General features: G+C 71.8%; 11 protein-coding genes and 1 pseudogene. 9 read left to right on the top strand and 3 right to left on the bottom strand.

The window, feature by feature from the left end; all coding sequences use genetic code 11:
* Window positions 1–315, bottom strand: a pseudogene (locus tag ACZ5C2_RS20720) (hypothetical protein); the annotation flags it as partial.
* A gap of 682 nt (window positions 316–997) precedes the next feature.
* On the opposite strand from ACZ5C2_RS20720, the gene ACZ5C2_RS20715 reads away from it, so the two are divergent.
* Entirely contained in the window at window positions 998–1,774 is a 777-nt protein-coding gene (locus tag ACZ5C2_RS20715; RefSeq protein WP_468793051.1) for a hypothetical protein, read from the top strand.
* 53 nt (window positions 1,775–1,827) lie between these two features.
* The gene (locus ACZ5C2_RS20710) at window positions 1,828–3,102 is read left to right on the top strand and encodes a hypothetical protein (protein WP_468793048.1); all 1,275 of its coding nucleotides are present in this window, start codon (window positions 1,828–1,830) and stop codon (window positions 3,100–3,102) included.
* A 90-nt stretch (window positions 3,103–3,192) separates the two neighbouring features.
* Here the strand turns inward: ACZ5C2_RS20710 and ACZ5C2_RS20705 are convergent, their stop codons facing one another.
* Complete coding sequence (locus tag ACZ5C2_RS20705; RefSeq protein WP_468793045.1) at window positions 3,193–6,537, bottom strand: right-handed parallel beta-helix repeat-containing protein; 3,345 nt, start codon at window positions 6,535–6,537, stop codon at window positions 3,193–3,195.
* Between the two features lie 99 nt (window positions 6,538–6,636).
* Between ACZ5C2_RS20705 and ACZ5C2_RS20700 the strand changes: the two genes are divergently transcribed.
* Complete coding sequence (locus ACZ5C2_RS20700) at window positions 6,637–7,899, top strand: S8 family serine peptidase (RefSeq protein WP_468793042.1); 1,263 nt, start codon at window positions 6,637–6,639, stop codon at window positions 7,897–7,899.
* A gap of 472 nt (window positions 7,900–8,371) precedes the next feature.
* Here ACZ5C2_RS20700 and eccCa read toward each other — a convergent pair whose 3' ends face one another.
* A complete protein-coding gene (eccCa, locus tag ACZ5C2_RS20695; RefSeq protein WP_468793150.1) occupies window positions 8,372–12,355 on the bottom strand; it encodes a type VII secretion protein EccCa in 3,984 nt (1,327 codons plus the stop codon).
* A 277-nt stretch (window positions 12,356–12,632) separates the two neighbouring features.
* On the opposite strand from eccCa, the gene eccD reads away from it, so the two are divergent.
* The 6 genes from eccD (at window position 12,633) to ACZ5C2_RS20665 (ending at window position 20,155) form a co-directional block, all read left to right on the top strand.
* Window positions 12,633–14,033 carry a type VII secretion integral membrane protein EccD gene (eccD, locus tag ACZ5C2_RS20690; RefSeq protein WP_468793039.1) on the top strand — a complete coding sequence of 467 codons (1,401 nt, stop codon included), beginning with the start codon at window positions 12,633–12,635 and terminating at the stop codon, window positions 14,031–14,033.
* A gap of 19 nt (window positions 14,034–14,052) precedes the next feature.
* Window positions 14,053–15,531 carry a type VII secretion protein EccB gene (eccB, locus tag ACZ5C2_RS20685; RefSeq protein WP_468793036.1) on the top strand — a complete coding sequence of 493 codons (1,479 nt, stop codon included), beginning with the start codon at window positions 14,053–14,055 and terminating at the stop codon, window positions 15,529–15,531.
* Window positions 15,532–15,928: 397 nt separating this feature from the next.
* Window positions 15,929–16,279 (top strand): hypothetical protein, encoded by a 351-nt coding sequence (locus ACZ5C2_RS20680; RefSeq protein ID WP_468793033.1) that lies wholly within the window; start codon window positions 15,929–15,931, stop codon window positions 16,277–16,279.
* 99 nt (window positions 16,280–16,378) lie between these two features.
* Window positions 16,379–16,699: a WXG100 family type VII secretion target gene (locus ACZ5C2_RS20675; RefSeq protein WP_468793030.1), complete on the top strand. Its 321-nt coding sequence runs from the start codon at window positions 16,379–16,381 to the stop codon at window positions 16,697–16,699.
* A 27-nt stretch (window positions 16,700–16,726) separates the two neighbouring features.
* Window positions 16,727–17,170, top strand: coding sequence for a type VII secretion system-associated protein (locus tag ACZ5C2_RS20670; protein ID WP_468793027.1), 444 nt, complete (start codon window positions 16,727–16,729; stop codon window positions 17,168–17,170).
* An 84-nt stretch (window positions 17,171–17,254) separates the two neighbouring features.
* Window positions 17,255–20,155 (top strand): AAWKG family protein, encoded by a 2,901-nt coding sequence (locus ACZ5C2_RS20665; protein WP_468793024.1) that lies wholly within the window; start codon window positions 17,255–17,257, stop codon window positions 20,153–20,155.
* Window positions 20,156–20,160 lie beyond the last annotated feature (5 nt).

Raw genomic sequence — 20,160 nt, 5'->3', positions numbered from 1 at the left:
CGCCTCGTCCGGGGTGGGTGCGCCCGGTGGGGCGGAGGAGCTCATGTCGCCGTCGGTCGTGGGTGCGTCCGGCCGGGTGGAAGGGGTGGCCGCTGTGTCGGGGGTGGCTGCGCCTGGCGGAGTGGCGGAGGTCGTGTCCTCGTCCGGGGTGGGTGCGCCCGGTGGGGCGGAGGAGCTCATGTCGCCGTCGGTCGTGGGTGCGTCCGGCCGGGTGGAAGGGGTGGCCGCTGTGCCGGGGGTGGCTGCGCCCGGCGGAGTGGCGGAGGTCGTGTCCTCGTCCGGGGTGGGCGTGCCCGGCGGGGTGGCGGAGTCCATGTCCCCGTCCGGGGTGGGGGAGGGCGTCGGTCCTCCGGTCGGCGCACGTGCGTCGGGCGGGCCGGACCATGGGATGCCCTCCGGGGCGGGTCTGTCCGGCACGCGAGGGGAGGTCACGGCCTTGCCCGGGAGGCGGGTGCTTTCCGGGAGCGAGGAGCGCGAGCCCCCGGCGGGCGTGGCGGCGCCCCGTCCGACGCTCACCTCTTCCTCGGGACCGCCGGCCGCCGGAGGTGACGGCGGGGCTCTCCGGGAAGCACCAGCCCTGCGGGTTCCCCCCGGACACCGGAGCGAGGGGGAAGCCGGTGCTTCTCCCGGGCCGGCCAGGGCGCAGGCAGTCGCTGTGCCGACGGGCGGTCGCGCGGGCCCGGCGGCCGTCGACGTACGTCAGCCGACCGGTCCCGGTGCCGGCACCGGGGCGACGGGCGGGTCCGGCCGCGCATCGGCCGACGACGACGTGGAGCGGAGTGGGGATTACGGTCTCCGGTCCGAGGCCCGTACCCTGCCCGGTGCCGGGGCGCGTGGGGTGCTGGAGGCTGAGGACGCCGATGGCGCCGGGGCTTCGGATGACGGCCCCGGAGATGCGGGCACCGGCCGGATGCCACATGGGGCGCAGGCGCCGCAGACGTCAGGGGCCGGGAGAACGTCGGACGGCGTGAAGGTGCCGGTGGCTCGGGGGCGGTCCGTGCCCCTGCCGTTCACTCCGGGGCACGTCAGCGGGGCCGCCGAGCGTGCCGCATTCCGTGACATCGCGGCGGGCGCCTGGGAGCGGCACGCCGCGGCGGTCTCCCGGGTGCTCACCCGGATGCCCGCGCTGCGGGACCACGAACTGGAGGCGGTGCGCACCGACCTCGTCGCCGTGCACGCCTACCTCACCGCCGAACGAGCTCCGCTGCACCACCGCGAGTTGACCCGCGACCTGCACACCGGCGAGGGGCGTCTGCTGCCCTACGCCGGCTGCCTGGCTTCCGCCCTGCGTCGGCTGCCGTCCTACCGGGGTGTGGCCCTGCGCGGTGGAGACACGGCCGGATCCTGGCCCGACGCCGGCGCGGTGGTGTGCGACCCCGGCCCGGTCAGTGCCGTGGCCGGGGCGTCGGTGCTCCCGGCCGGGGCCCGGGCGGGCTGTGCCATCTGGTCCGTCACCGGGCGCAAGGTACGGCAACTGCTCGACCGGCCGGGCGGCTCCCCGGAGACGTACGAGGAGATCGTCTTCGTCCCGGGGACCGGTTTCCGGGTGCTCGGCACATGGACCGGTCCTGCGGGTTCCTCCGTGGTGCTGCTGCGCGAGCTCCCCGGAAACGCGTCCGCCTGGACGGACGGGCCGCAGGAACTGGGCGCACTGGACCTGAAGGCGCGCGCGCAGCTCGAGGACGCGCTCGCCACGGGATTCCGCCTTCACGAGGGCCGCGGCTGGCCCGAACGCTGTACCGGACCGGTGGGCCCCCCGGGTGACATGCGGTGACCCCCACCTGTCGAGCACCAGCACTGACCACTGACCACAGTCAAAGGAGAATGATGGCAAGGCGCCAGCAACAGTCCCCACCCGACGAACCGGAACGAGGTGCCGGGGCGGCCGGGACCGCCCGTACCGCCGAGAGTACGGAACCGTCGAACGCCACGGGCGGGGTCTCCGTCCGCCGAGCGGTCTCCCTGGGGCCGGCGGCGGCCGACCCGGGCCCGATACCGACTCCGGGAGGCCATGAGGGCGGGACCGGGCGGATTCCCGGCCCGGACCCGGACACCGCCGGGAACGAGGCGGCCCGCCCGGCCGAGGAGCCGGACACGGCGGTCACGGGGTCCCCGGTCGGCCGGTCCTCCCCGCGACAGGAGCCGGAGCCGGAACCGGCGGGCGCGGCCGGGTCCGCGAGCGCGCAGGCGCAGACGCAGGCACAGGCCCAAACACGGGCTCAGGGCGAAGGGGAACCGGCCGCCACCGGGAGCATGGCCGCGGCGGCCGCGGGCGGGGCGGGCGAACCGCCGTCCGGCAAACCGAAGAAGTCCCTGCTCGCCGCCGCCGGTATCACGGGCGTCGTCCTGCTCGCCGTACCGCTGCTGATCTGGGCCACCGACAAGGCGGGGGAGAAGAAGGACGACGTGGCGGTGGCCGCCGGGTCCGACACCGTTCTCGACGACGGTCCCCTGGACGCGCCGCGTGGTGCCTACGCGCCGGCGGAACCCACGACGGACCCGACGGCCACGAAGAAGCCCACGCCGAAGAAGTCGGCGGCTCCCCAGGCGAAGCAGGCCCCGCCGCCTCCGACCGCCGACAGGACGGCCGAGCCGACGAAGCAGGCGGGGAAACCGGTACAGAAGCCCGTGGCGCCCGAGACCGCGCCGAACACCGCGGCCGGCGCCGTCCAGCGGCTGGCCGCGTCGAGCCCCGGCCGGCACATCTGCTATCGGGCTTATGTGAAGGGCGACGGCTGGCAGGCACCGGTGTGCGACGGGGCCACGGCGGGCAAGGACGGCGGTGCCATCACGGCCCTGAACATCGCGGTCGCGGGCACCAAGGGCGTGAATGCCAACGAGTTCGTCCAGAAGGACGGATACACCACCGGCTGGGAGGACGCGGCCAACGGCGTCGACCTGGTTCTGGGGACGGCCGGCCAGAGCGCGCCGAACCTCAGCGGCTTCGTCATCGACGTGGGCGAGGGCAACGTCTGCCAGAACAACCATCTCGGCGGCGATCACGGGTGGGGCGGTCTGAAGTGCAACGGCCAGGAACCGTGGGTCTTCGGTGGATCGACGGAGCCGCAGAACTGGCTGGAAGCCCTCCGGCTCACCGTGTGAGTGGCCGGCAGTGACAGGAACGCCCGCCGGTCGCGGAACCGGCGGGCGTTCCGCCTTCACGGCAGGGGGGCCCGGCCCTTCACGGGCTTCTCACAGGGCGGGCTGCCGGCCGGCGACCTGCTGCCCCGCGACCGGCCCGCCCGGCAGATCCTGCGGCAGCAGTGTGGTGAGGTCGGCGAGGCTCGGCGACCGCAGTCCGCCGAGCCGGCGGGCCTGGCTCGTCATCATCGCCTCCAGCAGCTGCCGGGCGAGCCGGGCGTTGCCGAAGGACCGGCTCCGTGGGAGGGCGTCCACATGGGTGTGCAGGACCGCGAGGGTGTCGGGGGCGCACTCGTACCCGGAGGCGGCGGCGTGCCCGGCCACGATGGTGACCAGTTCGTCCGTGCTGTAGTCCTCGAACCGTACGAACTTGGAGAACCGGGACGTCAGGCCCGGGTTGGAGGCGAGGAAGCGGTCCATCTCCTCGGTGTACCCGGCGACGACGACCACGATCTCGTCGCGGTGGTCCTCCATGAGTTTGAGCAGGGTGTCGACGGCTTCGCGGCCGAAGTCGTTGGAGGAGCCCTCGGGGGTGAGGGTGTAGGCCTCGTCGATGAACAGCACGCCGCCGAGGGCACTGGTGAAGACGTCCTTGGTGCGCTGGGCGGTGTGGCCGACGTACTGGCCCACCAGGTCCGCCCGCGCCACCTCCACCAGGGAGTCGCGGGGGAGTACGCCCAGCGAGTGCAGAAGCCGGGCGTACAGCCGGGCGACGGTGGTCTTGCCGGTGCCGGGCGGCCCGCTGAAGACGAGGTGGTTGCTGATCCGGGGGGCGGGCAGTCCCGCCGCGATCCGCTGCCGGGCGTTGGTCAGCAGACTGACCAGGTCGGCGACCTCCCGCTTGACGGCGGCGAGTCCCACCATGGCGTTGAGCTCGGCCATCGGGTCGGCCGCGTCGTCGGTGTCCCGTGCCGTTCCGCCGACGGTCGCCGCCTCCGCCTCCCCGACGTCCTGCGGCAGCAGCAGGCTCAGATCGCTCTCCGCCGGGTCGGCCATGGCCGCGAGCCGGAACGCCTGCCGGTCCACCATGTCCTCGAACACGCCGCGGGCCGCGCGGCCGTTGCCGAAGGACGCGTCACGTGTCATCTGCTCGAAGCGCAGGGCGAGCGCCTCCCGGGTGAGCGGACCGAGCTCGAACCGGTGCTTGAGACACATGTGCTCGGTGATGGTGACCAGTTCCTCCACCGCGTAGTTGTCGAACTCGATGGTGCGGGTGAACCGGGACGCGAGGCCCGGGTTGGCGGTCAGGAACGACTCCATCTGCTCGGAGTATCCGGCCGCCACGACGACCACGTCGTCGCGGTGGTCCTCCATGAGTTTGAGCAGGGTGTCGACGGCCTCGCGGCCGAAGTCGTTGGAGGTGCCTCCGGGGGTGAGGGTGTAGGCCTCGTCGATGAACAGCACGCCGCCCAGGGCGCTGGTGAAGGCCTCGGTGGTCTTGATGGCCGTGCCACCGATGACCTGTGCGACCAGGTCGGCGCGGGCCACCTCCACCAGGTGCCCGCTTCTGAGCACCCCCAGGTCCGCCAGGATGGTGCCGTAGAGGCGCGCGACGGTGGTCTTGCCGGTGCCGGGCGGCCCGGCGAAGATCAGGTGCCGGCTCATCGAGGGGACCGGCATGCCCAGCCGGCGGCGGCGCTCCGCGAGCTGGTTGAGATTGACCAGGGTGTGCACCTGGTGCTTGACGTTGTCCAGGCCGATGAGCGCCTCCAGTTCGGCCAGTGGGCCCTCGGGTTCCGGTTCGCTGCCGGACCCGCCCGGGGCCCCGTTCCCACCGGCCGGCTGTGCCGACTCGCCCCAGCTGTCCGGCTTCCCGTTGCCCGAGCTGGTCAGCAGCTCGACCGTGAGCCGGTCGCTCGGGTGGCTCTGACGCATTCCGGCGCCCCGGTTGTCGCGGACCACACACCGGATGATGTCGACCGGTTCGGCGCTGTCGACCCGTACGCCGTCGCCCGTACTGCCGGTGATCTCACAGGCGTTGAGGGTGCCGCGGCCACCGCGCGACACCTGGACGCCGTGCGCCCGCGAACCGTTCACCCGGACCCGCTCCAGGGTGACCTCCCCGCCGTCCCGCACCCCGACCCCGGCGTCGGAGCTGTCGCTGATCAGACAGTCGCGCAGGGTGCCCCGGCCGCGTTCACCGACGAGGAGGCCCGAGTGGGTGGCGGAGTTCAGTACGGTGTCGCTGACCTCGGGGTGGGAGTCCTCGTCGATGCTCAGCGCGCAGCCGCCGGGGGACTCGATCTCGCAGCGCTCCACACGGCCGCGACTGTCATCGGTGAACTCGATGCCGTGGCCGCCCGCGCCGACGACCCGGGCGTGGCGCAGCAGCGGATTGGCGGCGGAGCGCACCGAGATGCCCACGCCGGCCGCGTCCAGGACCTCCAGGCGGTCGAACTCGGCTGCGGAGTCGTCCGCGAGCTGCACCGCCCCGGCGGTGTCGGCGCAGTCGCTCACCACGGTGTCCCGCAGCAGCGGGGCGCCCCCCTCGACGACCCGGACGGCGGCCTCCGTGGAGCCGTGGAAGGCGCAGCCCTCCAGGACTCCGCGCGAGCGGTCCAGGACGAGAAGCCCGCTGCCCTTGGTCCGCCGGGTGACGCAGCGGGTCAGCAGTGGGTCGGCTCCGCCGGAGATGACGACGGCGTTCTCGGTGAGGGACTCGAACGTGGTCTCCTCGATCTCCGGGCGGGACACGCTCGTGACGAGCAGGCCCACCGACGTGTGGTGGACGGTGCACCGCAGCACCCGGGTGGAGCTGTGGCCCTCCAGGGCGATGGCGGGCTTGTCGGTGCCGGAGATGTCGCAGCCCTCCACCGTTCCCCGGGCCTCACCGCTCGCCAGCACGCCGTTGCCGCGCGCGCCGCGGATGCGGCAGTCGCGGATGAGCGGTGAGGCCGTCTCGCCGACGACCACCGCGGACGTGCCGAAGTTCTCGAACGTGCAGTCCTCGATGATGCTCTCGCTCTCCGAGGAGTCGACGATCCCCGCACCACCGGGGTTGCCGATCCGGCAGCCGCGGGCGGCCAGCGAGCCCTTGCCGCGGACCAGCAGCGCCGTCCAGCCGGCACCGGTCACGGCGCATCCGTCGAGGGCGGCCTGCCCCGCCGGTACGTCCACGACGGCCGCTTCCTTGTCGCGGCCCCGGACGGTCAGACCGTTGAGCATCACGGCGTCGGCCATGAGGGTGACCGCGGTGCCGCTCCGCGGGCAGATCTCCACGGTGCCCTGTTCTCCCTCGGCGACCAGTGTCACCCGGTTCCTGATGACGAGGTTCTCGGCGTAGCGGCCGGGGCGGACCCGGACCACCGCGCCGGTGCGTGCCTGGGCCAGCGCCTCACCGATCGTCTGGAAGCTGTCCGATCGTTCCGGGTCGACCGTGAGTATGTGCCGTGCCACGCGCCTCGAACCTCCTTGTGTTGCTGCGACTTACGCATTCCGGGACCGGTTTCCGTCGTACGCGTACGGGGAGACTGTCATGCGCATATCATGCTCGATATGCGGAATGTCATGAAGTACCGGTGTACGCGTCTCGTGCTGGCCGTTGCCGTCGTCCTGCCGGTCACCTGCGGATCGGTCGCGGCGGCTCCGGCGGCCGCACCGCTCACCCCGGACACCGGGACGGCGGCCTTCGACGACGACCCCGGGGCCACCCTGCTGCCCCCGCTGCCCACCCGGCTCGGTGAGGACAGCCCGTGCACCGGGGCCTCCGACGAGAAGGCCACCAAGGCGGCGTGGTCGCAGACCGCCCTCGGGCTGTCGCGGGCCCAGCGGATGACCCGCGGCGCCGGGGTGACCGTCGCGGTGGTCGACAGTGGTGTCGCCCCCGGCGTCCGCAGCCTCTCCGGGCGGGTGACGTCCCTCGACGGGGCGGAGGAGGACTGCCTGGGGCACGGCACCTTCGCCGCGGGTCTCATCGCCGCCGCACCCGAGACGGGCAGCGGGGTCACCGGCGTCGCCCCGGAGGCCGGGATCCTCGCGCTGCCGGGCACCGACGACCGCGGGGTGCCCTCGGTGGAACGCGTCGCCGCAGGCATCCGGACGGCCGCGGACCGCGGTGCGCGGGTCATCTACGTCGGGCAGGTACTGCGCACCGGACGGTCGGAACTGACCGACGCCGTCGCCCATGCCACGCGGCGCGACGCCCTCGTCGTCGCTCCGGCCGCCCCCGACGCCGTACCCCGTGAGGAGCGCGGACCCGACGGGGAGATGCCGCGCGGGCCCTACTGGCCCGCGGCCGTGCCCGACGTACTCGCCGTCGTGGACTTCGGCCCCGACGGTGCCCGGCAGAAGGACGCGCCACCCGCCCACGGACCCGACCTGGCCGCACCCGGCGGGAGCATGGTCGGCACCGGTCCCCAGGGCACGGGCCACTACATCGCCTCCGGGGCCTCGTTGGCCGCGGCCGGCACCGCGGGGGCCGCGGCGCTCGTCCGCGCCTACCGGCCCGAGCTGAGCGCGCGAGAGGTCTCCCGGCAACTGATCGCCGCCGCCTACCCGTCGGACACGCCCCGGCTCGACCCGTACGGGGCCCTGACCTTCGTCCCGGACGGGCGCGCGGCCCTCGAGGCCGAGTCGGTCCCGGCCCAGCTGCCGGCCCCGCCGGACACCACCCCTCACCGGCGCTCCCTGGCGATCGCCGCGGTGGGCCTGACCATCGTCCTGCTGCTCGCGGCCGCGGCGCTGATCATCCCCCGAGGCCGGTCCCGCGGCTGGCGGCCGCCGGGCGTCCCGACTCACGACACCTCCACAGGGAGGTGAGCCGGGTGCGGTTCCGGCCTCGGTGTCGTGAACGGGGGTGGCCCGCAGGTGGTGGTCGGGTCCTGTGGTCGGTCCGGCGCCTGAGGCCCGCCGGGGAGCCCGGTGCGCGAGACTCTCTCTTGGGGCGGTGAGCCGGATGCGGTTCCGGTGTGCCTGACGAGGGCGGCTGCCGCGGGGTGCTGTTGATGCCTTCCGCCCGGGGTTCCGGGCCACGGGAGCTCGTGGCGGTTCTGCGGGGTACTCCGTCGGCGAACCGTGTCACTTACTCGGAATGCGTCACGGTATGCCGATCCACGCCTCTTCCCCCGGCGGATGCGCCACCGGCATTCCACGGCGGCCGGCCCGTAGGCCCGCGCACTCCGGCCCTGCCGCCCGCCCCCTTCTCCGGCTCGCACGGCAGCACGGGCCGCCGACCCGGGCCGGGAGAGCCGGGACGGCCGGGAGAGCCGGTGCACGGAACGGAACGCGGGCATCAGTCGGCGTTCTCCATCCACGGGGTCTGGATCTGCAGGGTCTTACGGCGGGCTATGCGCATCGCACGGCCGGGGATCAGTTCGCGGCCCTTCACATTGCCGAACAGATAGCCCTCGCTGGGCGGGCAGGACAGCAGCAGGCCAGGCGTGTTGACCTCCTGCAGTCGGCGCAGCAGCGACTCGTTCAGGCCACGCCCGGCGCCCGCGGCGGAACGCGCCACGATCATGTGCAGGCCGACCTCATGGCCGAGCGCCAGATGGTCGAGCAGCGGTGCGAACGGCTGCGTCATGGGACCGCTGCCCACCATGTCGTAGTCGTCGACGAGGACGAACAGCCGCGGCCCCTGCCACCAGTCGCACAGCCGCATCCGCGACGGAGCGATCTCCTCCCCCGGCACCCGCTGCCGTACCGCCCTGGTCACGCCGTCCACGAGATCCTTGAGGATCTCGGTCGAGACGGCATGGCCGAGGCGGTACGGCTCGGGGATGCTCTCCACGAGCTCCCGCCGGTAGTCCACGGTCATGATGCGGGCCTCGGCGGGCGTGTACCGCTCGGTGATGCCCCGGGCGATCACCCGCAGCAGGTTCGTCTTGCCCGACTCGGTGTCGCCCACCACGATCATGTGCGGGTTCTCGGTGAAGTCGTGCCACACCGGCTCGAGTTCGTTCTCGTCCAGACCGATGGCGAGGCGGAGCCCGTGCTCGCCCCGAGGTCCGGGCAACTCCCCCACGGGCAGCGAGGCCGGCAGCATCCGTACCCGGGGCGCGGGCGGGCCCGCCCAGTTCTCGGTGATCGCGGCGACCAGCCCGGCGACCCCGTCGGCGAGATCGTCCGCCTCCTCGACGCCGTCGACGCGCGGCAGCGCCGCAAGGTAGTGCAGCTTGTCCGAGGTCAGGCCCCGTCCCGGGCTGCGCGGGACCGTGGCCGCCCGGCGGGAATCGATCCCTGAGTCCATCGCGTCGCCCATCCGCAGCTCCAGCCGGGTTCCGGCCTGGTCGCGCACCGAGGACGGCAGCTCCACCCAGCGGGCCGTGGTGACCATCAGGTGCACGCCGTAGTTGAGGCCGCGGGCGGCCAGGGCGTTGAAGGCGGGGATCTGCCGGTCGTAGTCCTGGCGCACCGACGACCATCCGTCGACGACCAGGAAGACGTCCCCGTGCGGTTCGCCGGGGAACTCACCCGCCGCGCGCCGCCTGCGGTAGGTCGGCATGGAGTCGATGCCGTGCTCCAGGAAGAACCGCTCCCGCCTGCTGAGCAGCGTGGTGACCTCCGCGATCGTACGGCTCACCCGCTCGGTGTCCACGCGTGCGGCCACCCCGCTCACATGGGGCAGCCCGTCCAGGCCGGCGAGCGTGCCACCGCCGAAGTCCAGGCAGTAGAACTGCACTTCGCGTGGCGTGTGGGTGAGGGCCAGCGCCGTGATGAGGGTCCGCAGCAGCGTGCTCTTACCGCTCTGCGGGCCGCCCCCGATGACCACATGGCCACCGGCGCCCGACAGGTCGACCGTCAGCAGATCGCGCAGCTGGTCGAACGGCCGGTCCACGACACCCACCGGCACGGTGAGCCGGCCCCGCTGCGGCCAGTCGGCCGTCGTCAGACCGTGGCGCGGGTCCGGCGTCAGCGGCGGCAGGATCTGGTCCAGGGTGGCCGGCGCGCCCAGCGGCGGCAGCCAGACCTGATGCGCCGGCGGGCCCGCACCGCGCAGGCGGTCCAGCGCCACCGACAGCAGCGTCTCCCCGTTCTCCGTGTCGGTCCCCTCCGCCCCCTCCTCTTCCTCCGGCCCACCGGCGGGATCGGGATCGGCGGGCGCACGCGGCACCACCCACTCGGCCGTCCACGGCACCACCTGGCGGGCGACCTGCGCCTGTACGAGGGCACGCCGCCGCCGGTACGGGCCGGAGACGTACGCGGCCCGGAACCGGGTCAGCGCCTCGACACCGCTCTTGAGGAAACCGGCACCCGGCTGCGCCGGCAGCTCGTACGCGTCCGGCACCCCCAGCACCCCGCGGCTCTCCATCGCGGAGAAGGTCCGCAGACCGATCCGGTACGACAGATGGCTCTCCAGCTGGTGCATGCGGCCCTCGTCCAACCGCTGCGAGGCCAGCAGCAGATGGACCCCGAGACTGCGCCCCAGCCGGCCGATCATCACGAACAGCTCCATGAAGTCCCGGTGCGCGGACAGCAGTTCGCTGAACTCGTCGACCACGACGAACAGGCTGGGCAGCGGCTGCAACGGCGTACCGGCCGCGCGGGCCTTCTCGTACTCCAGCGCCGAGGTGTAGTTGCCGGCGGCGCGCAGCAGCTCCTGGCGGCGGATCAGCTCGCCGTGCAGGGCGTCCTGCATCCGGGAGACCAGGGACACCTCGTCGGCGAGATTGGTGATGACCGCGGAGGTGTGCGGCAGTTCGTCCAGGCCGAGGAAGGTGGCGCCGCCCTTGAAGTCGACCAGGACGAAGTTCAGCGTCTCGGAGGAGTTCGTCAGCGCGAGCGCCAGCACGAGGGTGCGCAGCAGTTCGCTCTTGCCGGAGCCGGTGGCGCCGATCAGCATCCCGTGCGGGCCCGTGCCGCCCTGAGCGGACTCCTTGATGTCCAGCTCCACCGGCCGGCCGTCGCCGCCGACCGCGATCGGCACCCGCAGCCGGGCACTGCCGGTGTACCGCTCCCAGAGGGTGGCCGGTTCGTGCCGGTGCAGGTCGGGGATGTTCAGCAGCGACGTCAGCTCGACCTCGTCGGTCAGCGGCCGGGAGTCGTCCCCGCCCATGCTCATCCGGTACGGCGCGAGCAGCCGGGCCAGCGTCAGGGCCCCCGCCGGCCCCAGCCGGTCGGGCCGGCCGAGCAGCGTCGACTGCTCCTTGCGGTCCCGGTCGGTCCGCACCAGGGCGACACCGTTCTCCTCCACCTCCAGGCGCAGGGTGGTCCGTCCGGGCTTCCAGACGAGGGCCCCGGAGAGGTCGAGCACCACGGCGTTGCGGAAACCGTGCCCGTCGAAACGGTGACCCGAGGGCACCGCACACCCGTCGATCACGATCACCGTGTACGGCTCCTCCCGCCCCGGCACCGCGTCCGGGTCGGCGCCCGGCCGCTCGTGGAACTCGGCACCGAGCAGGTTCTCCAGCTCGTTGAAGGCCGAGACGATCATGCGGGTCGGACCGGCGCCGTCCTCCTCGTGCCGGTGCAGACTGTGCGGGAGCCACTTCGCCCACTCCCACTCGGCACGCCGCTCGTCCGACACGCACAGCGCGATCCACAGGTCGTCGGGGGAGTGGAAGACCGCCAACTGGGCCAGAACGGACCGGGCGAGCGACCGTACGCGATCCGCGTCCCCGCGGAACAGCACCTTGGACCAGGCCCGTAGGAAGATCGCGATGGGCTGGTCCCGCACCGAGGCGTACGCCCGGGTGAAACTGCGCAGCGCGTGCGCGGACAGCGGTTCCAGGTCCTCGACCGGTTTCGTCGACAGCGGCGTCAGCCGCATCGCCAGCCGCTGGTCACCGATGCCCATCCGGACCTCGGCGAAGTCCTCGTCGGACGACCGGCGCTCCCACAGGCGGGTGGTGCGCACCAGGGAGGACAGCGCCTCGGGCTCGGGATGACGCCAGGCCAGGGCGAGCCGCTGGTCGACGATGGACGCCCGCACCGTGCGCCGGGTCTGCCGCAGATAGCGCAGGTAGTCGCGGCGCTCCCCTTTCATCCGCTGCTTGCGTTCGCTGTTGCGGCGCATCACCTGACCGAGCATCATGCCCGCGGACGCGATCACCATCACTCCGAGCGCGATGTAGATGAATCCGCCGCTGGACCGGGTGATTCCGGGGCGCATGAACATGAGCATCATGGAAACCGACATCAGCGCCATCGGCAGGTACGTCCATACCGCCGAACTGTCCGGAACCACTTCCGGAAGTGTGGGCGGCTCCTGAAGGCTCACGTCCCCCGACGGCAATTCAGGCCCTTTGCGGCGGGCCGGCCTGCGGAACAGGATCACGCTCAACGAAAAGGCCTCCTCGAAGATGGCGGAGCAATTCCGCGGCCACGGCCAGGTAAACACCGGAGCCCGCATCACCCCGGCGTGAAAATATCCGCGGGGTTCCGGAACAGTGAATTGTTGGGGGGAGTTGCGAAAATGCCCGGCCTGCCGTCAAACTCGTCGGCGCGTGCCCCGTCCGACTTCCCGTCGCATTCAGCGGCCGACCGGCGAGCCACTGCTCATTCCCAGCCACCGTGCATCCCGTGGTCCGCCAGAAAGCGTGAACCCGAATCCCATGACCGATCTTCAGACGGCGAATCTGAGCCGCCTCACCGTACGCGCCCCGGCCAGGACCATCGACCTGGCCGTGCCCTCCGACGTCCCCGTGGCCGATCTGCTGCCCACAGTGATCGGCTACGGAGGGGACGACCTGGCCGAAGCCGGTCTGGAGCATGGCGGCTGGGTACTGCAACGCCTCGGCGGCCCACCGCTCGACCCCGAGAGTACCCTGGACTCCCTCGGTCTGCGGGACGGTGAGGAACTTCATCTACGGCCCCGCGACGAGGCCTTGGCCGAAGTGCACCTCGACGACCTGGTCGACGGCATCGCGGATGTCATGCAGCGCAGGCCGCACGGCTGGAGCGCCGAAGCGGGTCGGCGACTGCTGCGCGGTCTGTCGCTCACCACCCTGACGCTGGGCATCGTCCTCCTCGCCCTGCCGGGAACCGAGGGCTGGGTACGGGCCGTGGCGGCCTCCGCCGCGGGTCTGCTGCTGCTGGCCGGCGCGGGCTCCGCGACCCGTGCCGTCGGCGACGCCGGTGCGGGTTCGGCACTGGGTCTCATGGTGGGCCCCTTCTTCGCCCTCGCGGGCTGGCTGCTGCCCGGCGGCCAGCTGGGCGGCGACGACGGCGAAACCGTCCTGGCCGCACGCCTGCTGGCGGCCTCGGCGGCGGGCGGAGCGGGCGCGATCCTCGCCCTGGCGGCGGTCGGGGTGTACCCGGCGCTGTTCGTCGGCGCCGCCTGCGTCGCCGCGGCCGGAGCGCTCGGCGCCACCCTCATCGGCCTCGATCTGTCCCCGGCACAGGCGGCAGGCGTCGTCGCCGTCGTGGTGGTCCTGTTCGGCGGCTTCGTCCCCACGCTGTCGTTCCGGCTCGCCGGTATGCGGATGCCGCCGCTGCCCACCAACGTCCAGCAGTTGCAGCAGGGCATCGATCCGTACCCCGCGGCGGACGTCGAGGTACGGTCCACGCTGGCCGACGGCTGGATGACGGCCCTCTACGGGGCCATCGGAATCATCTGCCTGCCCTGCCTGGCGGCACTCCTGGCCGGCGGTCCGGAACTCCCCCGCGTCCTCACCGTGGCAGCACTCTCGCTGCTGCTCCTGCTGCACAGCCGCGGGCTGGGCAACGTCTGGCAGCGGCTCGCTCTGACCATCGCGGGCGCCTGGGGCGTGATCCTCCTGCTGGCCGCGTTCGCCCGTTCCCTCGACGCGGTTGACCGACTGACCCTGACGGCTGGGCTGCTGGGCCTCGCGGCCGGTCTCGTCATCGCCTCGTGGACCGTGCCCGGCCGGCGGCTCGTCCCGTACTGGGGGCGCGCGGCCGAGTTGCTGCACTCGCTGGCCGCCCTCAGCATCCTGCCGCTGACGCTCTGGTCGATGGGCGTCTACGGCCTGCTCCGCGGCATCAACGGCTGACCCCGGGAGAACGGCGACCATGCACAGCAAACGAGACCAGGTACAGGCGCATCTCTTCGTCATGGGCAGGCTGGCCTCGGCCATGCTGCGCGCCGAGCCCGACGACCCCGAGAGCCCTCTGGGCCGCACCAACCGCGGCGCCGCCATCGGCGTGATCATCTCCCTGCTGGTGTGCGCCGGGGCCTTCGTCTTCGGGCTGATCCAGCCCGGCGGGAACGACACGTGGCGATCCGGGGAGAAACTGATCGTCGACAAGGAGACGGGAGCGCGCTACCTGTACCTGGACGGGCGGCTGCGCCCGGTCCGCAACTACGCGTCGGCGCGGCTGATCGCCGGCGGCGACCTCGGTGTCACCACCGTGCGTACGTCGTCGCTGGCCGGCGCCCCGCACGGCTCCCCCGTCGGCATCCCGGGCGGTCCCGAGGCACTGCCGGGCCCCGGTGACCTGGACGGCACACCCTGGCTGGTCTGTTCGGGCACCCGCCCGAGAACCACGGGCGTCGTCACGGCGGTCACCACGCTCGCCCTCGGCGCCGGCCGGCCCCAGGACCTTCCCGGCGGACGGCAGCTGGGAGAGCGGGACGGCCTGCTGGTCACCGGTCCCCAGGACGCCACGTACCTGCTGTGGCAGGGCAGCCGGCTCCGGCTGGACACGCGGGCGAAGGCGGCCGAGTCCCTGGGCTACGCGAGCGTCACCCCCCGACCGGTCTCGGCCGCGTTCCTCGACGCCTTCCCCCAGGGGCCCGACCTGTCCCCGGCCGAGGTGCCCGGCCGGGGCGAGGAGGGACCCGGCCTGGCGGGGCACGGCACCAGGGTCGGACAGCTCTTCCGGGTCGATGTCCCCGGCTCGGCGCCCCGTCACCATCTGCTCACCAGGGAAGGCCTGGTGCCGCTCACGGCCACCGGGGCGACGCTGCTGCTGGGCGACCCCGAGACGCGTGAGAAGGCGTACGACGGCGCTGCCGTGACCGTGGCGACGCTCGGCGCCGACACCCTGACCGAGCATCTGGCCCCGGGCTCCGGGAACCCCGCGGAGAACGCGGCGAAGCTGCCGCAGACGCCACCGGAGGCGGTCACGCCCGGCGACGGCGCCGTGGTCTGCGCGGCCGTCGACTCCACGGCGGGGGGCGTCCGGGTCGGTACGTCCTTGCTGCCCGGGAGCGCACTGCCGGACGCCGCGCAGGCACCCGGCCCCGAGGCCGAACCGGCGTGTCTGAAGGTCGATGTCACCGCGGTGCGGGCCGGAAAGGGCGCGCTGGTCAGGGCGTTGAGCGCGAGTGGCAGCTCCCTGGGCAGCACCACCTACCTGGTGACGGAGGCCGGTGTGAAGTACCGGCTGCCGTCCCGGGAGGGGGTGGAGGCGCTGGGCTACGGGGACGTGCAGGAGCGGAGCATGCCGGCCATGATGCTGGCGATGCTCCCCACCGGGCCGGACCTCACTCCCGAAGCGGCCTCCTCGAGCGCGGCCCGGGTGACGCTGCGGTGTCCGGGAGCGTAGCGGGCGGGAACGGAGAAAACGGTCGTTCCGCTGCCCCGCCCCGTGAGAACTTCTTGAATGCGCGCCATCACGTCAGGTGAGGAAAGGCGCCCGGACGTATCGCGGCCAAGGGTGGAGATGACCGATCTGCCCGACTGAATTCATGACGGTGCTCAGGTGAGCGCAGTGAATTCCGCGTGATTTCTCAATTGAGCGCGCGGAATGTACTCGGAAGATCGCCGAGTGGGTGCGGTGATTGATTGCCAACCGTATGGGAGCCGGTTAGCATCCTGCCGTCCCGTGTCCTGGCCGACCGGTTGGGAATCCGTGGGCCCCGTCTGCCCGCGGGGTCCGATCATCCGTGAACGGCAGTGAAACATGAACGCTATCGAATTGTTTCGCCGAAAGGAGTTTCCTGATGGCCATGCAGCAGTCCGAGGAGCGGGCGACCCGTAATGGGATCATGGCGCTGGAGCAGGCATTCACCGGTGTCCAGCGCTGCCAGCAGGACGTGCAGGCTACGTCGCACACGCTCGCCTCGCATTACGGGGGTGCGGACGGCGGGAAGTACAAGGGCCTGCTGGAGCAGTGGGACCAGCACGTCGACACCATCCTGATCAACCTGGACCGCATGGTCGACGAGCTCAACGGCACGCTTCAGGAGCACGGCCTGGTCCAGGGATCCACCAACGACGCGATCGACGCGGCGTACTCGCGCTCCACGACCGTGTTCGACGAGCTCAACGGCACCAGCACGGCCGCCTCCTAGCCCCACCCACGCACCCGGCCGGCCCTGCCCCCGCCCACCGACCGCTGCCCCGGACGGTGTGCGGCACCGCGCGGCCCTCCCGGCGAATCGAGGAATCTGATGGACTTCTCCGACGGCTTCATCCACGTCGACTACAACCACGCCGAAGGCGCGGCGGACGACATGGTCGGCCAGTCGCAGGCGATCATGAGCATCATCGCGAATCTCGAAATGGAACTGACCGAGCTCAGGGCCAGCTGGATCGGTGACGACAAGGACGTCTACAGCGAAGTGCAGGCGGCGTGGGACCAGGCCGTGACGAACATCAGGAACCTGCTCGCTCAGCATTCCGGTCTGCTCACCGACATCTCCTCCAACTACCGGTACACGGAGCAGAGCCTCTCCCAGCGGTGGGGTGACATCCGGATCGGCAGTCGCTGACGATCCGACGGGAGAAGGGATGCCGAGATGGCCACAACCCTTGACGCCGCATTCCTGAGGCAGTTCATCACCCACCACATCACCGAGTTCAGGGCCGCGCTGGCCGGCATCGCCACGGACGATCCGAACGGTGTCCCGGCCATGTCGAGTCTCCTGGACATGGGCGGCACCACCATCGACTCCACGAAGCCGCTCGTGATCGGGCTCATGGCCGGCGAGGGCAGTGCGGTCGGCGGCGATGCGCTGAACAAGTCCATCCAGGGGGTCGCGGAGACGATCGAGGGAATCCTCAAGGACCATGGATTCCTCTTCGAGGACATCGAGGAGGCGTTGCGGGAAACGATCGACGAGCTGCTGGGGACGCAGGACAGGAATCTCGAGAACATCGCCGTGGACGACTTCATGGACGTCTTCGAAGACGTGGACACCGACCTCTCCCATCCTCCCCCTGCCGCCGGCCCGGCGCAGTAGCGCGGTGCGGCGGTCGGCCGTCGCCCACGGCGGAACGACGCAACCCCGGTAGTTTCCCCCTTCACGATCCCGCGGAGCTCGGTGATGGCTGAGACGGTAGACAACAATGCGGACAACTGGGGCAGGGCAGTCAAGTTGCTCACCGGTTACGAAGCGCCTGAACTGAGAACGCTGTTCGAAAACGACGATCTGAAGGGCAACGACGGCATCCCGCTGATTCATGTCAAGGTGGACCGGGTCGGCGGCTCGGAACCGGTGGACGGATTCCTCGAGGACGCCGGCTGGAAGAAGCTCAACACCAATTACATCGCGCCGTTCTACCGTCCCAAGGACGGTGATGAGGCGGTGGTGCGTCCGGGCACCCGCCTGGATCACTACCGGGCGTTCATGACCTTCCTCCTCACCGGTGGTGAAGAGCCGCCCGCCGGGTCGGGGACGATCGCTGACTACGAGAAGACCAGTGAACACCTGGAGGAGGAGGTCAGCTGGAACACCAAGAGCCTGACCCGGTACATCTACGGAACCCGGGACGCTCTTGATGAGCTGATCGCAGGACCCGACTACAGCACCCACGGCTTCAACACCACACGCGGCAAGGTGGAGGATCCCCACTACGTCGACCTGCTCTCCTTCACGAGGACCGCCCAGGCGTTCGACCGGACCGTCACGTTCTTCCAGGACAGCGCGCGCACCATGGAGAAGTGGGACACCGAGGACATCGGGGAGGGGAGCGAGTCCTGGGACGGCACCCCGGCGGCCATCTTCAAAGGGTTGATCCACAAGCTCGCACGCAACTACGAGGGGTACGTCGAACAGCTGGGCGGCGACGGCACCGAGGGTGTCGATGTCACCATCGACGGGCAGATGGTGACGTCCGCGCCGGCCCGTGCCCTCGCCGAGGCACAGCGCGTGCTCCTCGAGCAGGCGAAGAAACTCCGCCGGGCCTGGGACGCGTGGCGTCCCGAGAGCAATCCAGAGCGTTGGCTCTTCGACATGCTGGACAACATTCGCTGGGACTGGCTCGACACCCACTACGGTCCGACCACCGTCGGTGTCACCCATTGGGACTCTGTCCATCATGAGCAGGGCAACACCAGTGAGTCCTCCAGTACCACGGTGGATGTCGAGTCGGAGTCCGGGTTCCAGTACGTCGTCCACGTCGACGGTGTGGATTACGGCCCGCCACATGCCATGACGACGTGGAAACGGGTGGGCGAGGAGGCCGTGCGCCGCTGGGAGGACTCCGTACAGAAGTGGCTCGGTGCGGTGGCGGCAGAGGCCATCATCGAAATCAACAACGCCTTCGACGTCGCACGGCAGTCGTTCGACCCCCGCATGGTCGACAAGGACAGACGGCCCCTGTCGGACATCGCCGGCAAGGCACAGGCGGAGGCCGAGAAGAGCAAGGCGGAGGCCGAGCGGGCGGCGGCGAAGGCGGACGCCGAGAGGGAGCGGGCCGAGGCGGAGGCCAGGTACGAGAAGGACAAGGCGGACGCGGAGGCCGAGCAGGAGGCGGCGAAGGCGGACGCCGAGAGGGAGCGGGCCGAGGCGGAGGCCGAGTACGAGAAGGACAAGGCGGACGCGGAGGCCGAACAGCAGGCCGCGAAGGCGGACGCCGAGCGCGAGAAGGCCGACGCCGAGGCCGAGCAGGAGAAGCAGAGGGCGGAAGCCGAGCAGTATCAGCAGACGGTACTCGCGCAGAACCAGAGGGCGCAGGACGAGGCCCGGCGCGATCGTGAACGCGAGCGGGCACAGAACGAGGCGGACCGGGCCGAGGCGGAGGCCGAGCAGGACGCGGCCAGGGCGCAGGCCGAGAAGGACAGGGCCGAGGCGGAGGCCAGGTACGAGAAGGACAAGGCGGACGCGGAGGCCGAGCAGGAGGCCGCACAGGCCGCGGCCGAGGCCGAGCGGGAGCAGGCCCGCAGCGAGGCCGTGCTGGAGAAGCAACGGGCCCGGATGGAGGCCGAGGAGGCCAAGGCCGACGCTCAGGCGGAGTACGAGAAGGACAAGGCCGAGGCGAGAGCCGAACGGGAAGCCGCCGAGCAGGAGGCGGACCGTCAGGAGGCGCAGGCCAGGAGCGAGTACGAGCGGGAGAAGGCCGAGGCGCAGGAGCAGCGGGAACAGGCACGCGCCGAAGCCGAACAGGAGCGGGCGGAAGCACGCCAGGAGTACGAACGACAGACAGCCGCCGGCGTCGACGAGAGCGAGGCGCGCCGGGAGTACGAGGACCGGCTCGCGGAGATCGACGCAGCGGAACAGGAAGCCGTCGACCGGGCCGACGCCGCCGAACAGCGGGCCAGGGACGAATACGGGCAGGCCAGGGCCGACGCGCAGGAGGCGCGGGACCAAGCACGTGCCGATGCGGAGCAGGCGCGGAGGGACGCCCGGACCGAGTACGACCAGCGCATGGACGGCATCCGGGACCAGTACGACCGGATCGGCGGCGGCGAGCCGGACATGGAGGAACGGATCCGTCAGCGCCTCGCCGAGCTCCCCCAGGTCGCCGGGATCGACCTGGGTGCCGCCCCGGCGGGGCCTGCGTACTCGTCCCTGTTCAGCGACGACCCCCTCGGGCAGGGTGATCCCGTCGCGGCGCTGGGACGCCCTCAGGGCAGCGACGCGGGCGGCATGGGAGCGGGGTCGCCGGGGATGTACCCGCCGCCGATGATGCGGGGTGCCGGCGGCGAGGCGGGCGGGAACTCCGGTGAGCGGGTCAGGAACGTCATCGAGCCCGCCGTCGGCCGCCCCGGCAGGGTGCGGACCTCCTCCTCGGCCGTCGACGAGGAGCACCGCGTGAGCCCACGGGGCAGGCAGCAGACCAGCAGCGCGCCCTTCATGGGACCCATGGGCGGCGGCATGGGCGGCGCCGGGGACGGCAGGCAGCAGACCGAGAGCGGGGACCGGGAGCGCACCACATGGCTGGCCGAGGACGAGGACGTCTGGGGCACCGACGAGGGCGGCACGCCCCAGGCGCTGGGCCGTTGAACGTG

Source organism: Streptomyces sp. NPDC031365 (genome assembly GCF_055569765.1).
This window is presented reverse-complemented; position numbering and strand designations above follow the sequence as displayed.